The sequence below is a fragment of the Streptomyces sp. NPDC087428 genome (assembly GCF_044744085.1).
Taxonomy (GTDB): domain Bacteria; phylum Actinomycetota; class Actinomycetes; order Streptomycetales; family Streptomycetaceae; genus Streptomyces.
The window spans coordinates 1-21,058 of the sequence record NZ_JBIUXR010000002.1; the positions used below are offsets into that span (position 1 = coordinate 1).

Below are 21,058 nucleotides of genomic sequence, written 5' to 3' on the forward strand. Positions count from 1 at the left end.
GGCGCGGGGTGCGCGGGGCGCGCCCACCCCCCCACGGGTTACCCCGGCGGGGGGGGGGGGCCGCCCCCCCCGGCCCCCCCGGGGCGGGGGGGGGGGGGGGGGGGGGGGCCACCCCCCCGCCCCCCCCACCACCCGGGCCGGGCGGCCGGGAGTGCCCGGCCGCCCGGCTCACGGCTTGATGAGGACCTTCAGCGCGGTGCGCTCGTCCATCGCCCGGTAGCCGGCCGGGACCTCGTCGAGGCCGATGGCCAGGTCGAAGACGGGCGACGGGTCGATGGTGCCGGACAGGACGTCGGGGAGCAGCTCCGGTATGTAGCTGCGCACGGGGGCGACCCCGCCGCGCAGGGCGATGTTCCGGTCGAACATCACGCCGAGGTCCAGTCCGGTGCCGCTGCCGTGCGGTACGCCGACGTAGCCGATCGAGCCGCCGTCGCGGGTGATGCCGACGGCCGTGCGCATCGACTGCTCGGTGCCGACGGCCTCGATCACCGCGTGGGCGCCCTCGCCGCCGAGCAGTTCCCGTACGGCGGCGACGGCCGCGTCGCCGCGCTCGGCGACCACGTCGGTGGCGCCGAAGGTGCGGGCGATGTCGGTGCGCGCGGTGTGGCGGCCGAGCGCGATGATCCGCTCGGCGCCGAGCCGTTTGGCGGCCATGACGCCGCACAGGCCGACGGCGCCGTCACCGACGACGGCGACCGTGGTGCCGGGCTTCACACCGGCGCCGACGGCCGCGTGGTGGCCGGTGCCGAGGACGTCGGAGAGGGCCAGCAGCGCGGTGAGCAGGCGGTCGTCGGAGGCCGCGGCGGAGGGCAGCTTGACGAGTGTGCCGTCGGCGAAGGGGACGCGTACGGCCTCGCCCTGCCCGCCGTCGGAGCCGACCGAGCCCCAGAAGCCGCCCTGCGGGCACGAGGTGGTGAGGCCCTCGGCGCAGTAGGCGCAGGTGCCGTCGGACCAGACGAAGGGGGCGACGACCAGGTCGCCGACGGCGAAGCCGTTGACCCCGGAGCCGGCCTCCTCGACGATACCGAGGAACTCGTGGCCGATGCGCTGGCCGGGCTGGCGGGCGGACTCACCGCGGTAGGCCCACAGGTCGCTGCCGCAGATGCAGGCCCGCAGGACCCGGAGCACCACATCGGTGGGCTGCTGGATCTCCGGGTCCGGGACCTCCTGCACGCGGATGTCGTGGGGGGCGTGGATGACGGTGGCGCGCATGCGTGGGGTCCTTGCCGATCTCAGATGCTGATACCGCGTCCACGGTACGCCCCGGGGCCGGCACCGGGCCGTCGCGCACCGGGGGCGAGCACTCCGAGGGTCAGCAGGAGCTGGGCCGCCACGTAGGTGAGCATGACCCAGAAGTCGGGTGCGGGCAGTTGCGGCCGGTCGGCGATGCCGGTGGCGATCAGGGCGTCGGAGAGCAGGAAGAGCGCGCCGCCGGTGGCCACGTACCGGCCGAGGACGCCGGACCGGCAGGCCATGGCGGTGAGCAGCAGGCTGTAGCCCACCAGCGGGAGCCGTAGCCCGGCCGGCAGCCCGCCCCAGATCAGGGCGGTGAAGGCGGCCAGGGCGGCCGCGTACAGGAGCGCGGGCAGCAGGGCGCCGCGGGCCCGTCCGAAGAGCGTGAGGTAGCAGAGGTGCCCGGCGGCGAAGCCGCCCATCCCGAGGAGGAAGGCGAGGTCGGCGTCGGCCAGCAGGAACACGTCACCCACCCAGCCGCAGAGCAGTGCCGCGATCAGGAGCCGGGGCCCGCGCCGGGCGGCGGCGTACCCGGCCAGCAGCGGCATCAGCAGCGGCTTGGCGACGAGGTGCGCGGTACCGCTGTCGGCGAGGACCGCGACGAGGTCGGCGGCGCAGACGGCGAGGAAGGCGATGAGCAGGGGGCGTACGAGACGCTCCCGCCGGCCGGGGAAGGGTCCGGCGTTCGTCAGCCCGGCGCTCATCCGGTGCGCTCGCGTGCGGGAGCGGTGGCAGGGGCAGCGGTGGCAGGGCTAGCCGTCCGGCCCTGCGGCTGCCAGCCGGGCCCGCGGAAGACCCGCCCGGCCCGTTCGCCCCAGCTGCCCGCCGCGCGTACGTCGCGGGCGATGGCGGCGTACTCGTGGGTGGCGACCCGCAGCGGGTTGAACGTGTCGATGTTCTTGGTGAGCCCGAACACGGGCCGCTGCGTCTCCGCCGTGAAGGAGCCGAACCACCGGTCCCACACGATCAGGATGCCGCCGAAGTTCCGGTCGAGGTAGCCGCCCTGGGAGGCGTGGTGCACCCGGTGGTGGGAGGGCGTGTTCAGCACGTACTCGAAGGGCCGGGGCAGCTTGTCGATGCGTTCGGTGTGCACCCAGAACTGGTAGACGAGGTTGGCCGAGGAGCAGAAGGCGAGCGCCGCCGGGTGGACACCGCAGGCGATCAGCGGGAGGTAGAACGGCCAGACGGTCAGCGAGGTCCAGGGCTGGCGCAGCGCGGTGGAGAGGTTGAACTTCCGGCTGGAGTGGTGCACCACGTGGCAGGCCCAGAGGATCCGGATGACGTGGTGGCCCCGGTGGGACCAGTAGTAGAGGAAGTCCTGCCCCAGCAGCATCAGCGGAACGGTCCACCACAGGACGGGCACGCGCAGCGGCGTCAGCTCGTACACCGCCGAGTAGACGGCGACGATGGGCACCTTCCACAGCAGGTCGAAGGCCAGGCTGCCCAGCCCCATGGTGATGCTGGTGGCGGCGTCCTTCGCCTCGTAACCGGCGGCCTCCTCGTCGGGGTGGAAGTGGTGGAGCGCCATTTCCAGGACGGTGAGCAGGACGAAGGCCGGTATGGACCAGAGCACTACATCGGGCAGGTTCGTCGGCATGTCAGCACCGTAGAGCCGCAGGTCGGCCCGCGACCAGACGTTGTTACCAACAAGTATGCGAGACGGGCTGTCAGCAATCTTTGGTGACTTCTGACAGCGAGGCCGTCGTACGATCCCTCCACCAGGGTCCGACCGGGGGAGGAACTGCGGTGGCGGGTATGGAAGTTGCACTGGTCCGGCTCGCGACGACGGTGCTCGGCACGGTGGCCAGGTCACTGCTCGCACCGAAGCCCGGCGCGGGCCTGGTTCCGGACCCGGTGCGCCCGCTCCCCCGCCCGGCGAAGCCGGACCGGCTGGCGAAGGTGCTCGGCGGCCGGCTGGAGGCGTCGTACGCCGGCCTCCCGGAGCACGAACGGCTGGCGGCCGTGGAGGCGGTCAAGGACACCTTCACGGCGGCGGACGCGCTGACGGCGGACCGGCTGTTCGCCGTGAACCTCGATCCGGAGCGGCTGGCGGCCGGGTTGTCGGCGCCCCCGGCGGGGCTGTCGGAGCGGGCGGCCGGGCTGTACGGGGAGCTCCTGGGCCGGTGCTGCGCCCATGTGGTGGAGCAGCTGACCGCCGAGCCGTCCTTCATGGCACGGACGGCGGTGGAGCAGGTGCGCGAGGCCGGGCGGACGCGGGAGCTGGTGGAGGACGTACGGGACCGGCTCGGCCCGCGCCCGGACGCGGCGGCGCTGGACTTCGAGCGGCGGTACACGGAGTTCATGGCCGCGACGCACAGCCGGATGGGGCTGTTCGGGCTGACGCTGGGGCGGTCTGCGGGCGAGTGGCCGCTGGAGACGGCTTACATCAGTCTGGCGGTGAGTTCCGAGGAGACCGGCCCACAGCGATGGGAGGGATCCGTGCCGGACCAGCTGGTCGTCAAGGCCGAGCAGGCTCTCGCGGAGACCAACCGGCTGCTGCTGCGCGGACCGGCCGGTTCCGGCAAAAGCACCCTGGTGCAGTGGCTGGCGGTGAATGCCGCCCGGCAGACGTTCGGCGGAGATCTGGCGGACTGGAACCGCTGTGTGCCGTTCGTCCTGCGGCTGCGCGCGTTCACGTCGGACGAGAAACTGCCGGATCCGGAGGACTTCCTGCGCGCGACGGGCATCCCGCTGCACGGCGCCGCACCGGCCGGGTGGGCGGACAGGCTGCTGTCCGAGGGCCGGGCCCTCGTCCTGGTCGACGGTGTCGACGAGGTCCCGATGCGGCTGCGCAGCCGGACGGAGCGCTGGCTCAAGGACCTGATCACGGCATACCCGCAGGCCCGCTACGTGATGACGACCCGGCCGTCCGCGGTTCCCGACGGCTGGCTCGGACAGCAGGGGTTCGTCGCCCACTCGCTGCTGCCGATGGAGCGGGACGGCATCCGCGCGTTCATCCGGCACTGGCACGACGCGGCCCGGCTGGAGTGTCCGAGCCCGGAGGAGCGCGAGCAACTGAACGTGTACGAGAAGTCGTTGCGCCGCGCGGTCGGACTGCGCCGGGACCTCGGCCGGCTGGCGACCAACCCGCTGATGTGCGCCCTGCTGTGCGCCCTGAACCGGGACCGGCGGATGCAACTGCCGCGCGCCCGCAAGGAGCTGTACGACGCCGCGCTGGACATGCTGCTGGTACGTCGGGACACGGAACGCGAGATCGTGAACGTCGAGGGGGTCGACCTCACCCGGGAGGAGCAGACGGCCCTGCTCCAGCGGCTGGCGTACTGGCTGATCCGCAACGGTCAGTTGCAGGCCGATCGCGAGGAGGCGATCGGAAGGGTGACGCAGTGGCTGCAGGCGATGCCGCAGATCCGGGGGACGGCGGAGCAGGTCTTCTCGCATCTGCTGATCAGGAGCGGCCTCCTGCGCGAACCCTCTCCGGGCGCCGTCGACTTCGTGCACAGGACGTTCCTCGACTATCTGGGCGCGAAGGCCGCTGTGGAAGCGCGCGACTTCGGTGTCCTGGTGCGCAACGCGCACGACGACGGCTGGGACGACGTGGTCCAGATGGCGGTGGGGCATGCCCGGGTGGACGAACGCCGGCTGATTCTGCACAAGTTGCTGCAACGCTCCGAGGAGGAACCGGAACACCGCAATCGCCTGGTGCTGCTGGCGGCGTCGAGCCTGGACCACGCGCCGGAGCTTCATCCCGACATGCGCTCCGAGGTCCAGATGCGGACGGAGGAACTCCTGCCGCCGCTGTATCCGGAGGACGCCGACGAACTCGCCAAGGCGGGCGAGCTGGTACTGGAACTGCTTCCGCGGCCGGGCACGCTGAGCGAGGGCACCGCGGCCGCGATCGTACGGACGGCGTCACTGATCGGGGGAGACGCCGCGTTCGAGGTGATGGCCGGGTTCCGAGAGGACAAGCGTCCGGAGGTCTCCCGTCAACTGGCCCAGGGCTGGAGCGCCTTCGCGGCCGAGGAGTACGCCCGGGAGGTACTCTCCGCCCATTCCTGGGACACCTCGTATCTGTACGTACGCAGAGCCGATCAGCTCGGAGCTCTGCGTCACCTGCGCGGGGCCCGACGGATCCACGTGAGCGGTGACCACTCCGATCTCGGCCCCCTGCTCCAGCTGGACGCTCCGGAAGCGCTCTTCCTGTACGACAACTACGCGCTCCGGGACCTGTCCCTCCTCGCCTCCATGCCCTCGTTGACCGACGTGGGGGTCAGTCGCTGTCCGCGGGTACAAGACCTCAGCCCGCTGGCCGGCCCCGGGCTGACGAGCCTTCTGCTGTACGACATCAACCCCGGTGTGTCCCTCGATCCGCTGCGCGACATGACGGGGCTCAGGGACTTCACGGCCCAGCACCCCCTGCTCATCGACAACGTGGGCGAACTGCCCATCGGCCCTCAGCTCGTCAACCTCGGGTTATCCCGGCAGACCCGGTATCTGAGCCTCGACGGCATCGAGCGCTGGCCACGCCTGGCCTCGCTCACGGTCGGGGGCCGGACTCAGCTGCGCGAGCTGGAACGGCACCCGTCCCTCTCCAGGCTCAGGGGGCTGGGTGTACACGAGGTCGATCACTTCGACCCCCGGACGATTCCTGTCCTCACGGGGCTGGAGCGGCTCTTCCTGTTCCGCTGCGGGACCGTCGCCGATCTGGCTCCCCTGCGCGAACTGCCCCAGCTCACCTCGCTCAGGCTGAGCCACTGCGCCCTGGACTCTCCTCCGATTGATCTGAGCCCACTGGCCGGCGTCGAACGCCTCACTGTCACTCTGCTGGGCGGCACCCTGGCCATCGGCACCGACCTCTTCCCGCCCGACCGGATCATCCGCCTCCGCTGACGGGACAGGCCTTAGACTCCCGCCGCCCCCAGCAACTCCCCCGCCGCGTACGTCACCGCCATCGCCAGCGCTCCCCCGCCCATGTTCCGCAGCACCGCCGGGCCCACCGCCGCCTCGCCCAGCCGGGCGCTCCACCAGCCCGTCAGGGCCAGTGCGGCGAGCACCGAGAGCACGGTCACCAGCAGCCGCAGCGAGATCGGGGGCAGCACAATCGCCAGCAGGGGCAGCAGCGCGCCCACCGTGAACGCGAGGAAGCTCGCGCCCGCGGCGTGCCAGGGGTTCGTCAGGTCGTCCGGGTCGATGCCCAGCTCGACCTCCGCGTGGGCGCGCAGCGCGTCGCGTTCGGTGAGCTGGACAGCGGCCTCGCGGGCGACCTCGTGGCTCAGCCCCTTGCCCTCCAGCAGTCCGGTGAGTTCGGCGAGTTCCGCCTCCGGCATCTCCTGGAGCTCGCGCTTCTCCGTGGCGAGTGCGGCCTTCTCCGAGTCGCGCTGGGTGGAGACCGACACGTACTCGCCCGCGGCCATCGACATGGACCCGGCCAGCAGCCCGGCCAGGCCGGCGGTCAGCAGGGTGCCGCGGTCGTCGGTGGCCCCGGCGACGCCGACGACGAGACCGGCGGTGGAGACCACACCGTCGTTGGCCCCGAGCACGGCGGCGCGCAGCCAGTTCAGCCGTGCTCCCATGCCCGTGCTGTGCGGTTCGTGGTGCGCCTGGGGATCGCTCATCCGGGGATGGTCTCACCTCGTGGTGTCACCAGACGCGTACCGACCCGCCCCGGGCGAACGCGGGACTGGTCGCGCCCGCGGGGACCTCCTTCAGGGGTTCCGCGATCTCCTGGACCGTCGGGCCGACGCGGGCGGCGATCCGGTCCAGGGCCGCCAGGTCGAATCCGTAGACGCGGGCGGCGTTGCCGCCGGTCATGGCGGCGACCTCGGCGGGCGGCAGCCCGGCGTACGCGATCCGCAGGCCTTCGCGTGAGTACGGGGCGGTGCCCTCGTCGTGCGGGTAGTCGCTGCCCCACATGATCTTGTCGAGGCCGATCCGGTCGCGCAGCGGTACCTCGTGGGGGCGCATGAAGCTGGCGCCCACGTAGCAGTTCTCGCGCCATACCTCGCTGGGGCTCGCGCCCATCGAACCGGCCAGCCCCGCGCCGAACTTCGACTCCGCCGTGGCCGCGCGGGAGGCCGACGCGACCAGTCGGCCGTGGTAGTAGTCGAGCATCTCCATGATGCCCGGGATCCAGCCGGAGCCCTGTTCGGTGAGGACGAGCCTCAGCCCGGGGTGACGGCGGAACGCTCCGCCGAAGATCAGGTGCCACAGGGCCCGGTGCGAGAACCAGGTGGTCTCCACCATGAAGACGGCGCGGGCCGCCGGTTCGTCGCCCAGCGGCGGGGACGCGGAGCCGCCGTGGTGGTTGACCGGTACGTCCAGCTCGGCGCAGACCGCCCAGAGCGGGTCGTACGCCGGGGAGTGCAGCTCCGGAACGCCGGAGCCGGGTGGGGCGCCGGGCAGCAGGATGCCGCCGGTGAGTCCGGCCTCCTTGGTGCGGCGGACCTCGCGGGCCGCCTCCTCCGGGTCGTTGAGGAGGATCTGCGCGACGCCCGCGCGCCGGCCGGGCGCGGCCGCGCAGAAGTCGGCGAGCCAGCGGTTGTGGGCGCGCAGCCCGGCCCAGCGCTGTTCATACTCCGCCCGGGAGGGTGCGGGTGCCATCAGGGAGGCGGAGGGGAAGAAGGGCGGGATGGTGTTGGGGAAGACGACCTCGGCGACGATGCCGTCCGCCTCCTGGTCGGCGAGCCTGCGGTCCGAGTTCCAGTTGCGGTCGGCGGTGTCGGCCACCAGGTCCTCGTACGGGTTGACGTAGGTGGCCGCCCAGGCGTCGAAGTCGTCGTGGTGCTCCGACTCCAGGTACGGCCGGTAGTCGAGGAGGTCGGCGCCGGCGTGGCAGTCGGCGGAGATGACGGTGTAGCGGTCCGCCACGGAGCCCTCAGTACCTGACATCGCACGCTCAGGACCCGTCGTGGGGCCCTCTGAACCCGTCACCGCGCCCTCGGGGCCCGTCATGACGTCCCCAGGACCGGGAAGTCGTGCTCCGTCAGCCAGTGCCTGCCGACCTCGCGCGAGCGGGCCCAGGAGGCCTCGACCGCGCTCTGGTCGGCGCTCTGGCCCAGATCGGCGGGGGTGGGACCGATGCGGGCGGCTACGGGTGCGAGCTTGTCCGTGTCGAAGCCGAAGACCTCGGCGGCGGCCAGGCCCAGCATCCGGCGGGTCTCGGCGACGGGGATGTCGTGGAAGGTGTCGCGCAGCCAGTTCGCGGTGTTCGGCCAGGTGCCCTCGGGGTGCGGGAAGTCGCTGCCCCAGAGGATGTTGTCGACGCCGATCTCGTACCGCTGGGCGAGCTCGCGGCGTTTGGTGTTGGTGGCGCAGATGAACACCTGGCGGTCGAGGTACTCGTGCGGCGGGCGCTTCAGTTCGGCGAACGGGGAGAGCTTCTTGCCGCCGTGGGCGCCGAGGTAGAGGCGGTCCATGAACCAGAGCAGGTTGGGCAGCCACCAGCAGCCGGACTCGGCGACGCCGAACCTGAGCCCGGGGTGGCGTTCGAAGGCGCCCGACCAGAGGAGGAACCAGAGCGGGCGCGACGGCCACCAGGTGACCTCGGAGACGTAGATCCCGAGGTGGTCGCCGTACTCGTGGCGGGGCGCCGCGCCCGAGTGGGTGACGATCGGCATCCCGGTCTCGGCGGCGGCCGCCCAGACGGGGTCGTACCGGCGGTCGTGGTAGGGGGCCTTGTCCACCCACATGGAGGGGATCATCAGGGCGCCGAGCCCGGACTCCTTCGCCCGGTGGATCTCGGCGACGACCCGGCCGGTCTCACCGGTGACGGGCAGCAGGGCGACGCCGCAGTGGCGTTCGGGGTGCTGCGAGACGAAGTCGGCGAGCCAGCGGTTGTGGGCCTGCGCGCCGGCCATGCCCAGGTCCGGGTCCTGGTCGCCGGAGAGGCCGAGGCCGACGCCGAAGGGGGCGGCGGTGCGGCTGTCGACGGCGTCCGCGTCGGGGAAGACGACCTCGGCCGCCACCCCGTCGCCGTCGAGCTCCTTGAGCCGCTGGGTGACGTCCCAGCCGCCCCTGAGGCCCTCCTCGTTGTCCTGGAACCACTTGTCGGCGAAGGCCTCGTTGCGGACCCCGAGGCGGGTCATCTCCTCGCGGCGGCGGTCGCGGCCGGCGAGGAAGTCGTCGAACTCCCGGTGGAAGCGGCTGTCGAGGTAGGGCCGGTACTCCTCGGTGGGCAGTCCGGCGTGGCAGTCGGAGGAGATGATCAGGTACGGGTCGTCGTCGGTCATCGCTCACTCCTCAGTCGAGTACGAACTTCTCCAGGTACGACGGGTTGGCCCGGTCGAGCATCGACTGCGACCTGGCGCGGATCTGCCGGTCGCTGTGCTCGCTGTCCGGCAGCATCCAGAAGCGGCCGGCGAGGATGCCGTCCACGACGGTCTGCGCGACCTCCTCCACCGGGGTGAACTCCACGTCGTGGCCCGCCGCTCTCATCGCCGCCTCCCACTGGCCGAGGCTGCGGTACGGGGTCCGGCGCGGGCGCTCCTTCGCGTACCGCTCGGGGCGGTTGCGGTGCGACTCCCACAGTCCGGTGCGGAGCATGTGCGGGCCGGGGAAGAGGACAGAGGCGCCGACCGCCGCGTCCTCCGCCCGCAGGTGTGCGTAGAGCGATTCGGTCATGGTGACGACGGCGGACTTGGTGACCGCGTACACGGAGGCGGTGGGCAGCGGGGCGATCCCGCCGTCGCCGGACGAGGTGTTGACGACGTGGCCGGGGGCGCCGCCCGCGAGCATGCGCGGCACGAAGGCCTGGATGCCGTGGAAGACACCCCACACGTTGACCGCGAAGGCCCACTTCCAGTCGTTCGGCTCGTGCTCCCACATCCGGCCCTCCGCGCCCGATCCGACGCCGGCGTTGTTGCACAGCACGTGCACGGCGCCGAAGGCGTCGTAGGCGGCCTCTGCCAGTTCCCGTACGGAGTCGCGTTCGCTGACGTCGACGGGCCGGGCCAGCACCCGTGCGCCGTCCTCGCGCAGTCCGGCGGCGGCCCTGCCGAGCGCGTCCTCCTCCACGTCGGCGAGCACGACGTTCAGCCCCTCGGCCGCGAACCGGCGGGCCATGGCGAGGCCGATGCCGCTCGCGGCCCCGGTGACGACGGCGGTCTGGCCCTCCTCCAGCCTCATCGGACGCTCCCCTCGGGCGGTCCGTCGTGGATCTGCTGGGGATCGTCGTAGCGCTGGTGGACGTACGGCAGCAGCGCGTCGGCGCTGACCCGCTCCACGGCCCTGCCCTGCTGGTCGCTGGTCTTCTCGCCGATGGTGAGGCCGATCAGTCTGCGGACGGGGAGGTCGGCGACCGGGTCGTACATCGACTCGCGCAGCACCACGTCACCGGTGATCCGCTCCAGCTTGCGGACCTTCTCGTGCCGGGTGCAGTGGATCAGTACGGGGCCGGAGTCGAAGCCCTCGCCGTCCACGGCGGGCAGGAACTTGAAGTAGAAGTCGAGCTTCGTCACCGGTTCGGGCAGCGGGAGCGGGCCGTCGACCGCGCCGCGGATCTCGACGAACGCGATGCCGTGGCGGACCAGGCGGGCCCGCACGACGAGGCCCTCGCGTTCGACGCTCACCTCACCGAGCTTCTTCGGTTCGCCGAACACCTCGCGGCCGCCGGTCAGCGCCCGTTCGTGGGTCATCGGCATGACCAGCGGGTACCAGCCCTCGTGGCCGTCGTGGACGGCGGCGACGGCGACGGAGCCCGCGCCGAGCGGATAGCCGGGGAGGTCGACCTTGCTGATGCTCGCCCGGACGAGCGGGCGCCCCGAGGGTTTCAGCGGCGGCGGGAGGACGGCCGCCACCGCGTCGGGGTCGCTCTCCCAGACGGCGGTGACGCCGGTGGACCAGATGTCGGGGAGCCTGGAGCGGGCCTCGCGGGATGCCGCGATCTCGGCCTCGGTGCGCGCGCCGTACCGTACCCGTGCCATGCGGTGCCACCCTTCTCGGTCGTCCGTGGCCCGGCCCTCCGCCGGGCTCTGTAACACAGTTACACCGACGAAGATGAAGGGTAAATAGGCGTGCGTGTAACGGAGTTCTGGAATCTGGAGGAGCTGTGGCGCGATCGGCGCTGACCCGCGAGGAGGTCCTCGCGACCGCTGCCGCACTGGTGCGGCGGCACGGTCCGCAGACCCTCACCATGCGCAGACTGGCCGCCGAACTGGGCACCGCCGTCACGTCGATCTACTGGCACGTCGGCAACCGCGAGTCGCTGCTGGACGCCCTCGTCGAGCGCACCGTCCAGGAGATGGGCACCCTGCGCCCCACCGGCCGGACCCCTGCCGCCCGGATCGTCTCCGTGGCCCGCGGGCTGCGCCGCGAACTGCGCGCCCGGCCGCATCTGATCGCGATGGTCCACGAACGGGGACTGACGGAACGGATGTTCCTGCCGGCGCAGCGGGCGCTGGTCCACGAGGTGCACGCCGCCGGGCTCCGGGGCGCGCGGGCGGCGGCCGCGGTCCGGGCGGTGCAGTTCCACACCGTCGGCTTCCTGCTGGTGGAGCGCAACCGGGAGCGGTCCCCCGTCCAGTCACCGGCCGAGGGCGATCTGTGGAGCGGGTCGACGGCCGGCGGCGATCCGGCGCTGGCCCGCGCGCTGGCCCGGCCCGCCGACCCGGACCGGCTGTTCACCGCCTCCGTACGGGCGCTGGTGGACGGGCTGCTGGCGGGCTCCGCGCGGGAGCGCCGATCGGCCGGAAAGGGCCCGGGGGTGACGGCCGAATAGGGGACTGTCGGTCGTGGCCCGTATTCTCTGTGACCATGCTCGACGACCGCCAGACCGCAGCACCGTGGCCGACCGCCTACCCGCAGGGGTACGCGGTCGTCGACGTGGAGACCACCGGCCTCGCACGGGACGACCGGATAATCTCCGCCGCCGTCTACCGCCTGGACGCACAGGGCAATGTCGAGGACCACTGGTACACCCTGGTCAACCCGGAGCGGGACCCCGGCCCCGTGTGGATCCACGGGCTGACCAGTGACGTGCTCGAAGGCGCCCCGCTCTTCCCGGAGGTCGCCGCTCAGCTCTCCGAGCGGCTCGCCGACCGCGTGCTGGTCGCGCACAACGCGGCCTTCGACTGGTCGATGCTCGCCCGGGAGTACGCGCGGGCCTCGGTGATCGCCCCGGTCCAGCAGCGGCTGTGCACCATCGCGCTCTCCAAGGAGCTGCGGCTGCCGCTGCCCAACCACAAGCTGGAGTCACTGGCCGCGCACTTCGGGGTCGTGCAGCAGCGCGCGCACCACGCGCTGGACGATGCCCGGGTGCTGGCCGAGGCGTTCCGCCCGAGTCTGCACGCGGCGGCGGACGGCGGGCTGCGGCTGCCGCTGCTGGAGTGCCGGCCGCTGACCGAGTGGTCGGACTCCCCCGTCGCCCCGCGGGTCGGCCACCAGGCCCCGTACGGCGGCGGCCAGGCGAGCTGGCGCCCCTCGCGCAAGCGTCCGGCCTGCCCCTATCCGAACCCGGGGCGTTACGACAAGGACAAACCCCTCATGCAGGGGATGCGGGTGGCGTTCTCCGGGGACACCTCGATCGACCGTGAGCTGCTGGAGGACCGGGCGGTGGAGGCCGGACTGCACGTGGCGACCAGCGTGTCCCGGCTGACCAGCCTGCTCGTCACCAACGACCCGGACGCGGCGACGTCCAAGACGGTGAAGGCCAAGTCGTTCGGCACCCCGATCCTGGAGGAGAGCGCGTTCACCCATCTCCTGAGGGACGTGGCCGCGGCGTCGAAGGGGCCGTCGGCGGCGCCGTCATCGGAGTGAACCGGGGGCGACTCGCCCGCCCACCGCTCGCCCGCCGCCGCCCTCGCGTCCCACCCTGTGGCGCATGGCACGTTGCGAGGTATGCGGAAACGACTACGGGATGTCCTTCGAAGTGCACGCGCAGGGCGCGGTGCACGTCTTCGACTGCTTCTCCTGCGCGATTCACCGGATGGCGCCGATCTGTGAGCACTGCCGGGTCCAGGTCATCGGCCAGGGGGTCGAGGTCGACGGGCACTGGTTCTGCGGCGGTCACTGCGCCCGCGCGGAGGGGAAGGCGGGCATCATCGACAAGGTCTGAGCACCGGGCGCCGCCCCCCTTCCCCCACCCCCTGCGTGATGCACCCCATGCCACGGTTGTACCGTCATGGGGTGTACCGCTTCCTGTTGACCCGGCAGTGGCTGATCCTCGCCCTCCTCGCCCTCGTCATGATTCCCACGATGGTCGAGCTGGGTTTCTGGCAGCTGCACCGGCATGAGCACAAGGTCGCGCAGAACTCCCTGATCTCGCACAACCTCAAGGCGAAACCGGTGCCGGTCGCCGCGCTCACCTCGCCCGGCCACACCGTTCCGCGCTCCGACTACTGGCGTGCGGTGAAGGCCACCGGGACGTACGACGAGAAGCACGAGGTCGTGGTGCGGCGCAGGACCTCCACCGACGGCAGCATCGGCTACCACGTGCTGGTCCCGTTCGACCTCAAGGGCGGCGGCACGGTCATGATCAACCGTGGCTGGATCGCCACCGCCGACGACCAGCACGCCTTCCCCGACGTACCGGCCGCGCCGAAGGGCGAAGTGACCGTCACCGGGCGGCTCAAGGCCGACGAGACGACGGGCAGCAGCGGCATCAAGGACCTCTCGGACCTGCCGGACCGCCAGGTGATGCTGATCAACAGCGCCGAGCAGGCCAAGCTGCTCTCCCGGCCGGTGCTCGGCGGCTACCTGGAGCAGACCGGGCCCGTGCCGTCCGGCGACACCCCCGAGCTGATCGAGGCTCCCGACGACAGCTCCATCGGCCCGCACATGGCGTACGCCGTGCAGTGGTGGCTGTTCGCCGCCGGTGTTCCGGTCGGCTACGTGGTGCTGGCCCGCCGGGAGAAGCGCGACCTGGTGGCGGCCGCGGCCGCCGCCGCCGAAGCGCGGGACGCCGCGGCGGAGCCCGGGAAGCCCGAGCCCGCGAAGGCCTGACGGCGTGTCCGCACCTCGCCCGCCGGGGTGACTCCCGCCTCACGTCGGACAACGGCTGCTTAGCGAGGGCCAGGTTCGGGAACACGCCAGAGCGTGACACCACTCATCGAGGACTACGCCCTCATCGGCGATCTCCAGACAGCGGCCCTGGTCGGGAAGAACGGTTCCGTCGACTGGCTCTGCCTGCCCCGCTTCGACTCGGGCGCCTGTTTCGCCGCCCTGCTCGGTGACGAGGACAACGGCCACTGGCGCATCGCGCCGAAGGGTGCGGACACCTGCACCCGGCGCGCCTATGCGGGCGACTCCCTCGTCCTGGAGACGTTCTGGGAGACGCGCACCGGCACGGTCAAGGTCATCGACTTCATGCCGCAGCGCGACCAGGAACCCGATGTGATGCGGATCATCGAGGGGGTCAGCGGCACCGTCGACATGGCCTCCGTGCTCCGGCTGCGCTTCGACTTCGGCTCGGTCGTGCCCTGGGTGCGCCGTTCGGAGGGCCACCGGGTGGCGGTCGCGGGGCCGGACTCCGCTTGGCTGCGCAGCGAACCGCCGGTCAAGACCTGGGGCCAGCAGTTCTCCACCTGCTCCTCGTTCAGCGTCTCCGCGGGCGACCAGGTGGCGTTCGTCCTGACCTGGCACCCCTCGCACTCGCCCCGGCCCGATCTCGTCGACCCGTACGAGGCGCTGAAGAACACCCTGTCCGACTGGGCCGAGTGGTCCGCCCGCTGCAAGTACCAGGGGCCCTACCGGGAGGCCGTGATCCGTTCGCTGATCACCCTGAAGGCGCTCACCTTCGGCCCGACCGGCGGCATCGTGGCGGCCCCCACCACCTCGCTGCCCGAGGAGATCGGCGGCGTACGGAACTGGGACTACCGCTTCTGCTGGCTGCGGGACTCCACGCTCACCCTCGGCGCGCTGATCTCGGCCGGCTATCTGGAGGAGGCCGGCGCCTGGCGGGACTGGCTGCTGCGCGCCGTCGCCGGGGACCCGGCCGATCTGCAGATCATGTACGGGCTCGCGGGCGAGCGCAGACTGCCCGAGTCGGAGCTGACGTGGCTGCGCGGGTACGAGAACTCCGCCCCGGTCCGGATCGGCAACGCCGCGGTCCGCCAGCGTCAGCTCGACGTGTACGGGGAGGTCATCGACTCGCTGCGGCTGGCCCACGACGCGGGTCTGGGCGACAAGCCGCACGCCTGGAACCTCCAGCTCAGCCTGCTCGGCTTCCTGGAGTCGACCTGGCGCGAGCCGGACGAGGGGCTGTGGGAGATCCGCGGTCAGCGCCGCCACTTCGTGCACTCCAAGGTGATGGCGTGGGTGGCGGCGGACCGGGCCGTGCGCAGTCTGGAGGAGGACCCGTCGCTGACCGGCGACGCCGACCGCTGGCGGGCGATGCGGGACGCCGTGCACCGGGAGGTGTGCGAGAAGGGGTACGACCCGGTGCGCAACACCTTCACCCAGTCCTACGGGTCACGGGACCTGGACGCCGCGACACTCCTGATCGCCAGGACCGGGTTCCTGCCGCCGGACGACCCGCGGCTCATCGGGACGGTGGACGCGGTCCGCGACGAGCTGGGCAGCGACGGACTGGTGCGCCGCTACAGCACCGACGGCCCCTCGATCGACGGGCTGCCCGGCGGTGAGGGCGCGTTCCTGGCCTGCTCGTTCTGGCTCGCGGACGCGCTGCGGATGACCGGGCGCACCGAGGAGGCCACCGAACTGTTCGAGCGGCTGCTGGCGCTCCGCAACGACGTGGGGCTGCTGGCCGAGGAGTACGACACCGCCGGACAGCGTCAGCTGGGCAACTTCCCGCAGGCCTTCAGCCACGTCGGGCTGGTCGGTACGGCAGTGGCCCTGGCGGAGGCGCGGGCCCCCGAGGACACGGCAACGGGCGAAGCGGCAGGATAGAGCCATGGATCTTGGACTGAAGGACCGTGTGTACATCGTCACCGGGGCGACCCGGGGACTGGGCAACGCCGCGGCGCGGGCGCTGGTGGACGACGGCGCGAAGGTGATCATCACCGGCCGGGACGAATCGAGCGTCCGGGCCGCCGCCGAGGAGCTGGGCCCGGACGCCGTCGGGCTCGCCGCCGACAACGCGGACCCGGCCGTGGCGCAGCGGCTGGTGGACACCGCGCTGGAGGGGTGCGGCCGGCTCGACGGCATCCTCATCAGCGTCGGCGGTCCGGCGCCCGGTTCCGCCGCCGACAACACCGACGAGCAGTGGCGGTCGGCCTTCGAGTCGGTCTTCCTGGGCGCGGTACGGCTGGCCCGTACGGCGGCCGCGGCGCTCGGCGAGGGCGGTGTCATCGGCTTCGTGCTCTCCGGCTCCGTCCACGAGCCGATCGACGGGCTGACCATCTCCAACGGTCTGCGCCCCGGCCTGGCCGGGTTCGCCAAGTCGCTGGCCAATGAGCTGGGCCCGCGCGGCATCCGGGTGGTCGGCGTGCTGCCGGCCCGGATCGACACGGACCGGGTCCGTGAACTGGACGCGCTCTCGGGCGACGCGGAGGCCTCGCGCACGGCCAACGAGGCGCGCATCCCGCTGCGCCGCTACGGCACCCCGAGGGAGTTCGGCCGCACCGCGGCCTTCCTGCTCTCGCCCGCCGCCTCGTACCTGACCGGAATCATGGTCCCGGTCGACGGCGGCTCCCGGCACGGCTTCTGAACCGTCGGGGGCGGAGGTGGACGACGCCGGGCGGAGCGCCCGGCGTGTCCGCACCCATGGGGCCTGTAGTGGGTTGTCCCGCGGCGTCACGGGGCCGGGCACGCACGCTCGCAGCGTTGCCGGCCCCGCTCCTCCTTCCGCGTGACAACCCACTACAGGCCCTGGTCAGCTCACCCGCTCCGCGCGGTGCTTGACCGCCTTCAGCCGGACCTCCGCGGGCAGCCGCGCCAGGCCCGCGGAGTCCCTGGCGTGGGCCAGCGCCTCGTCGGCCAGCCGGCCCAGCGTCTGCTCCGGCGCCGCGTGCGGTTCCATCAGCAGGCGGATCCTGGCCTGCGGTGTGCTGCGCTTCCCGGTCAGCACGACCTGGGCGCGGGCCACTCCGTCCAGCGCTCCCGCCTCCGCGGCGAGCACGCCCTCCAGGGCCCGGCCGCGCAGCAGTGCGCCCTCGCCGTCCCCGCTGTCCACCAGCACCTCGGAGAGACGGGCGCGGCGCAGCTGGGCCAGCAGCCACCACAGGGCGAGCACGACGAGGACGGCGAGGACCGCGATGACCGTCGGCCACCACCAGCCGTCCGAGCGCCAGCGGTCCCGGCCGGACTCGCTGAGCAGGACGTCGTTCTTGCCGGACCAGGGCCACCAGGACGGTACGGAGAGCCCGGTCGCGGCGGCCAGCACGCCGCCGCCCACGCAGACCAGTACCAGCCCGGCGAGCCCCAGCAGTACCCGGTTGACGGTCCTGAGCACGCCGCTCACCCCTTCCTCGCCGCACGGCGGACATGGACGGACAGGCTCGGCGGCCTGGCCAGGCCGAGTTCCCCGATGCCCCTGGAGAGCACGGTGTCCAGATCGGCCCGTACGTCGTCGAGTTCACGGAAGTGCGAGACGGCCCGCACCCCCACCTTCCTGCGGCCCATCCGGACCCGGACCGACTGCACGCCGGACACCTCGACGGCCCGGTCGCGCAGGAACGTCGCGGCCGCGGTCCGGTCGAGCGCGGCCCGTACGCCGGGCCGGTCTCGGCGCATCGGCAGCAGGTCACGGAGTCCGGGCGTGAGCGCGAGGACGATCAGCCACAGGCCGATCGCCGTCGCGACCGACGCGCCGGTCAGCACCCAGACGTCGTCCAGCGGCCGCCGGGCCAGCTCGTCGGCCAGCGAGCGGCGCCACTGCATCGCCGGACGGCCGGCCCGGACCGCCGCCACGTCGTACAGGAGGAGTCCGGAGCCGCCGAGGACCACCAGGGCGAGGATGCCGGCCGGAATGCGGCGGGCGGACCAGAAGCGGCCCGCGCCACCCTCGCCCCGCTCCTTGGCGGGCACCGGGTCGTAGGCGGCGGACGACGCGGACTGGTCGAGTTCGAGCACGTCCCCGTGCTCCACCGGCTGGACCGTGGGCAGCCGCTGCGTACTGCCGTGTTCCGGGTTCTGGGGCTCGGTCATCGGATCCTCCCCTGCGCCGCGAGGCTCGTTCCTGAGGGGTGCAGGCGCTCGACCTGTACGGCCACTTCGGGCACCTCCATCCCCGCCAACGCCTTTACCCGCATCGCGACCCGGTGACGCACCGCACCGCACTGGCGGCCGATGTCACTGGGATACCCGAGCTCCAGACTCACCCGTACCCGGGCGGTGTCACGGTGCACCGTGACCGTGGCGCGCGGCGACGCGCCGTCCTTCGCCGGCTCGTCGACCGCCTCCTTCGCCGCCTGCGCGGCGATCTTCGCGACCACCCGGTCGGCGATACGGGTCTCCCCGCGCTCTCCTGCGGCGACCCTGCCGCTCGCCCCCGACACGGCCGTCACCGCCGCCGGTCGCCGCGATCGCGACTCCGGAAGAAGTCGCCGGGTTCCAGGTCACCGTCGAGGAAGCGACCGGCGATGAAGCCGATCGCCCCCAGCGCGGCCACCAGCAGAAAGGCACCGAACCCGCCGAAATATCCGGCGAACCCGAGCGCCATGCCTGCCACCATGCCGACCACAGCCATGCTCATCGTGCGCTCCTCAACTACCTCGGACGGGAGTACTACTGGAGTCGTGGCTCGGGCTGATCGTCGTCGTCCTCCTCGTCGGGCAGCTTCACATCGCTCACCGCGATGTTGACCTCGACGACTTCGAGACCCGTCATCCGCTCGACCGAGGCGACCACGTTCTCCCGTACGTCACGGGCGACGTCGGCGATCGACACGCCGTAGTCCACGACGATCTCCAGGTCGAGGGCGGTCTGCGACTCCCCGACCTCCGCCTTCACGCCCCGGGTGACGGACTTGCCGCCGCCGGGCACCCGGTCGCGCACCGCGCCGAAGGTGCGGGAGAGGCCGCTGCCCATCGCGTGCACGCCGACCACGTCGCGTGCCGCCATTCCGGCGATCTTCTCGACCACGCCGTCGGCGATCGTCGTACGGCCGCGGGTGGCGGGGTCTCCGCCGCCGCGCTTGGTCAGTGGCGATGTCCTGCTGTCGCCACCCGCCGTGTCCTTGTCGGGGTTCTCGGGCCGGTTCCGCTGTGGGGTGTCGGTCATCGCCGTTCTTCCCTTCGGGGCAGGAATGGACTTCCTTGCCCACATTAAGTGCGCTTGCCCCGTCTCGCGCCGTGGATGCGGCAGGCTGGGGCAATGACGACGGCTGACAGCCCGAACAGGGCCGACGGATGGACAGCTGCGGTCCGCCAGCGACTCGGTCTGGGCAGACTGCTCCCTTTGGGCGGTCCCGCGGACGGGGCCTGGATTTCGGAGCGGGCCGCGGTCGCGGTGCTGCGCCGGGCGGTGCGCGGCCCAGCGACCGGGCCCGTGCTCGGTGAGCTGAGGATCGCGGTGGCCGATCCGGCGACGGCCCCCGGCCCCCAGGTGCCCCCACCTCCGAGTGCGTTGCCGCCGGGCCCGCTGAGGATCGAGGCGACCATGGCGGCGACGGCCGACCAGCCCCTGCCCACGGCCGCTGCGGCACTGCGCTCCGCGCTGCTGGCGGCGGCCTCGCGGCGGCTCGGCCTGGTGGTCACCGAGGTGGACCTCCAGGTGACGGAGCTGCTGGACACCGCACCGGAGCCGGACGAGCCGGAACCGGCCGGGGTACGGGCGGCGCAGCCGGAGGACGCTGCGGGCCGGGCGGCCGCCGGGGTGGCCGGTGTCGCGACGCTGACCCGGGTGCTGGGCGCGGCGGTGCACACGGGCGCGGACCACGTACGGGTCGAGCTGGCGACGGACGGCGGCCACCGCGCGCTCGACGTGGCACGCGCGGTGCGGGCTGCGGTGACGGAAGCGGTGGACGGGCATCCGCCGGTCGCGGTGCTGGTCACGGCGGTGACGGGGCAACCGGCGCCGGACGGCGCGCCGGAAGCCCCGGAGGACTGAACCGGGCGCGGCGGACGGCCGCACGCGGCGGTCCGGGTGCGCCGCGGGACCGGAGGCGGTGTGTGCCTCCGGCCGGGTGACGTGTCAGCGGGGTGACGTGTTCAGTCGGACAGGCCCGCGAGGTCGCGCAGCCGGCGGCCCTGCGCGGCCCGTTCCGCGGTGCGCTGCTCTTCGTACGGTCGGGTGACGGCACCGCTCAGCAGGGCCTTGGTCTCGACGAGGGCGTCGCGCGGGGCGGCCAGCAGGGCGCCGGCCAGGTCGCGGGCGGCGCCGTCGAGCTCCTCGGCGGGCACCACGAGGTTGGCGAGCCCGGTGCGCTCGGCCTCAGCGGCGTGCACGAAGCGGCCGGTGGCGCAGATTTCGAGCGCGCGTGCGTACCCCACCAGGTGCACCAGGGGGTGCGTGCCGGTGAGGTCGGGCACCAGACCGAGGCTGGTCTCGCGCATGGCGAACTGCACGTCCTCGGCGACGATCCGCAGATCACAGGCGAGAGCGAGCTGGAAGCCCGCGCCGATGGCATGTCCCTGGACGGCCGCGATCGACACGATGTCGTTGCGGCGCCACCAGGTGAACGCCTCCTGGTACTCCGCTATGACCGCGTCGAGCTCGGCCTCGGGGCCACGCCCCATGTCGAGGAACGACGGCTCGCCGTCGAAACCCTCCGGGGTGAACGCCTGCCGGTCGAGACCGGCGGAGAAGGACACACCTTCGCCGCGCAGCACGACGACCCGCACACTGCCGGGCAGAGCCCGTCCGGCCTCTGTCAACGCCCGCCACAGAGCGGGGGACTGAGCGTTGCGCTTGGCCGGGTTGGTGAGGGTCACCGTGGCAATCGCGTCATCGACGGTGAGTCGTACGCCGTCCTTGTCGAGCACGGAGTCGAGCGAGGTCATGGAGCGCCTCCGGTTCGGGTGCAGTCAGCACA

22 protein-coding genes are annotated in these 21,058 nt (G+C 72.5%); 8 read left to right on the forward strand and 14 right to left on the reverse strand.

The annotated features are described in order from the left end of the window. Positions 1–168: 168 nt before the first annotated feature. The 3 genes from ACIO3R_RS03685 to ACIO3R_RS03695 are packed head-to-tail and all read right to left on the reverse strand — an operon-like array spanning position 169 to position 2,830. On the reverse strand, positions 169–1,212 hold the full coding sequence (locus ACIO3R_RS03685) for a zinc-dependent alcohol dehydrogenase family protein (RefSeq protein ID WP_402102984.1): 1,044 nt from the start codon (positions 1,210–1,212) through the stop codon (positions 169–171). 20 nt (positions 1,213–1,232) lie between these two features. Further along, positions 1,233–1,937 carry a lysoplasmalogenase gene (locus ACIO3R_RS03690; protein WP_402102987.1) on the reverse strand — a complete coding sequence of 235 codons (705 nt, stop codon included), beginning with the start codon at positions 1,935–1,937 and terminating at the stop codon, positions 1,233–1,235. Next, on the reverse strand, positions 1,934–2,830 hold the full coding sequence (locus ACIO3R_RS03695; RefSeq protein ID WP_402102990.1) for a sterol desaturase family protein: 897 nt from the start codon (positions 2,828–2,830) through the stop codon (positions 1,934–1,936). Before ACIO3R_RS03695 ends, ACIO3R_RS03690 begins: the two co-directional genes overlap by 4 nt. A gap of 158 nt (positions 2,831–2,988) precedes the next feature. Between ACIO3R_RS03695 and ACIO3R_RS03700 the strand changes: the two genes are divergently transcribed. Then, positions 2,989–6,081, forward strand: a complete 3,093-nt coding sequence (locus tag ACIO3R_RS03700) for an NACHT domain-containing protein (RefSeq protein ID WP_402102992.1) — start codon at positions 2,989–2,991, stop codon at positions 6,079–6,081. Positions 6,082–6,092: 11 nt separating this feature from the next. On the opposite strand, the gene ACIO3R_RS03705 is transcribed toward ACIO3R_RS03700, so the two are convergent. Genes ACIO3R_RS03705 through ACIO3R_RS03725 form a run of 5 tightly spaced genes read right to left on the reverse strand, consistent with a single transcriptional unit; the run spans position 6,093 to position 11,111 of the window. After that, positions 6,093–6,806, reverse strand: a complete 714-nt coding sequence (locus ACIO3R_RS03705; RefSeq protein WP_385038600.1) for a VIT family protein — start codon at positions 6,804–6,806, stop codon at positions 6,093–6,095. Positions 6,807–6,831: 25 nt separating this feature from the next. Then, complete coding sequence (locus ACIO3R_RS03710; RefSeq protein ID WP_402102995.1) at positions 6,832–8,079, reverse strand: amidohydrolase family protein; 1,248 nt, start codon at positions 8,077–8,079, stop codon at positions 6,832–6,834. Positions 8,080–8,138: 59 nt separating this feature from the next. Continuing rightward, positions 8,139–9,419, reverse strand: a complete 1,281-nt coding sequence (locus ACIO3R_RS03715) for an amidohydrolase family protein (RefSeq protein ID WP_402102998.1) — start codon at positions 9,417–9,419, stop codon at positions 8,139–8,141. Positions 9,420–9,429: 10 nt separating this feature from the next. Beyond that, positions 9,430–10,314 (reverse strand): SDR family NAD(P)-dependent oxidoreductase, encoded by an 885-nt coding sequence (locus ACIO3R_RS03720; protein WP_385038592.1) that lies wholly within the window; start codon positions 10,312–10,314, stop codon positions 9,430–9,432. Next, on the reverse strand, positions 10,311–11,111 hold the full coding sequence (locus tag ACIO3R_RS03725; RefSeq protein WP_363028335.1) for an acetoacetate decarboxylase family protein: 801 nt from the start codon (positions 11,109–11,111) through the stop codon (positions 10,311–10,313). The genes ACIO3R_RS03720 and ACIO3R_RS03725 overlap by 4 nt, the downstream gene beginning before the upstream one ends. Positions 11,112–11,236: 125 nt before the next feature. On the opposite strand from ACIO3R_RS03725, the gene ACIO3R_RS03730 reads away from it, so the two are divergent. The 6 genes from ACIO3R_RS03730 to ACIO3R_RS03755 all read left to right on the forward strand — a co-directional run bounded on the left by ACIO3R_RS03730 (position 11,237) and on the right by ACIO3R_RS03755 (position 16,792). Next, positions 11,237–11,905: a TetR/AcrR family transcriptional regulator gene (locus tag ACIO3R_RS03730; protein ID WP_402103003.1), complete on the forward strand. Its 669-nt coding sequence runs from the start codon at positions 11,237–11,239 to the stop codon at positions 11,903–11,905. A 29-nt stretch (positions 11,906–11,934) separates the two neighbouring features. After that, a complete protein-coding gene (locus ACIO3R_RS03735; protein ID WP_385038585.1) occupies positions 11,935–12,942 on the forward strand; it encodes a DEDDh family exonuclease in 1,008 nt (335 codons plus the stop codon). Positions 12,943–13,006: 64 nt separating this feature from the next. Next, entirely contained in the window at positions 13,007–13,240 is a 234-nt protein-coding gene (locus ACIO3R_RS03740) for a hypothetical protein (protein ID WP_363068689.1), read from the forward strand. A 71-nt stretch (positions 13,241–13,311) separates the two neighbouring features. After that, positions 13,312–14,127 carry an SURF1 family protein gene (locus tag ACIO3R_RS03745; RefSeq protein ID WP_402103006.1) on the forward strand — a complete coding sequence of 272 codons (816 nt, stop codon included), beginning with the start codon at positions 13,312–13,314 and terminating at the stop codon, positions 14,125–14,127. 93 nt (positions 14,128–14,220) lie between these two features. Further along, positions 14,221–16,032 (forward strand): glycoside hydrolase family 15 protein, encoded by a 1,812-nt coding sequence (locus ACIO3R_RS03750; protein ID WP_385038579.1) that lies wholly within the window; start codon positions 14,221–14,223, stop codon positions 16,030–16,032. Positions 16,033–16,036: 4 nt separating this feature from the next. Then, positions 16,037–16,792, forward strand: coding sequence for an SDR family oxidoreductase (locus ACIO3R_RS03755; RefSeq protein WP_402103010.1), 756 nt, complete (start codon positions 16,037–16,039; stop codon positions 16,790–16,792). Between the two features lie 165 nt (positions 16,793–16,957). Here ACIO3R_RS03755 and amaP read toward each other — a convergent pair whose 3' ends face one another. The 5 genes from amaP to ACIO3R_RS03780 are packed head-to-tail and all read right to left on the reverse strand — an operon-like array spanning position 16,958 to position 19,305. Next, entirely contained in the window at positions 16,958–17,545 is a 588-nt protein-coding gene (gene amaP / locus ACIO3R_RS03760) for an alkaline shock response membrane anchor protein AmaP (protein WP_385036894.1), read from the reverse strand. After that, complete coding sequence (locus tag ACIO3R_RS03765; protein ID WP_385036892.1) at positions 17,542–18,231, reverse strand: DUF6286 domain-containing protein; 690 nt, start codon at positions 18,229–18,231, stop codon at positions 17,542–17,544. Before ACIO3R_RS03765 ends, amaP begins: the two co-directional genes overlap by 4 nt. Next, positions 18,228–18,581, reverse strand: a complete 354-nt coding sequence (locus ACIO3R_RS03770; RefSeq protein ID WP_362961664.1) for a hypothetical protein — start codon at positions 18,579–18,581, stop codon at positions 18,228–18,230. The genes ACIO3R_RS03765 and ACIO3R_RS03770 overlap by 4 nt, the downstream gene beginning before the upstream one ends. Positions 18,582–18,586: 5 nt before the next feature. Further along, a complete protein-coding gene (locus tag ACIO3R_RS03775) occupies positions 18,587–18,778 on the reverse strand; it encodes a hypothetical protein (protein ID WP_136330255.1) in 192 nt (63 codons plus the stop codon). A 32-nt stretch (positions 18,779–18,810) separates the two neighbouring features. After that, positions 18,811–19,305 carry an Asp23/Gls24 family envelope stress response protein gene (locus ACIO3R_RS03780; protein WP_385036890.1) on the reverse strand — a complete coding sequence of 165 codons (495 nt, stop codon included), beginning with the start codon at positions 19,303–19,305 and terminating at the stop codon, positions 18,811–18,813. Between the two features lie 93 nt (positions 19,306–19,398). Between ACIO3R_RS03780 and ACIO3R_RS03785 the strand changes: the two genes are divergently transcribed. After that, a complete protein-coding gene (locus tag ACIO3R_RS03785; RefSeq protein ID WP_402103018.1) occupies positions 19,399–20,133 on the forward strand; it encodes a hypothetical protein in 735 nt (244 codons plus the stop codon). A 101-nt stretch (positions 20,134–20,234) separates the two neighbouring features. Here the strand turns inward: ACIO3R_RS03785 and ACIO3R_RS03790 are convergent, their stop codons facing one another. After that, complete coding sequence (locus ACIO3R_RS03790) at positions 20,235–21,026, reverse strand: enoyl-CoA hydratase/isomerase family protein (protein WP_363028357.1); 792 nt, start codon at positions 21,024–21,026, stop codon at positions 20,235–20,237. Between the last annotated feature and the right edge of the window lie 32 nt (positions 21,027–21,058).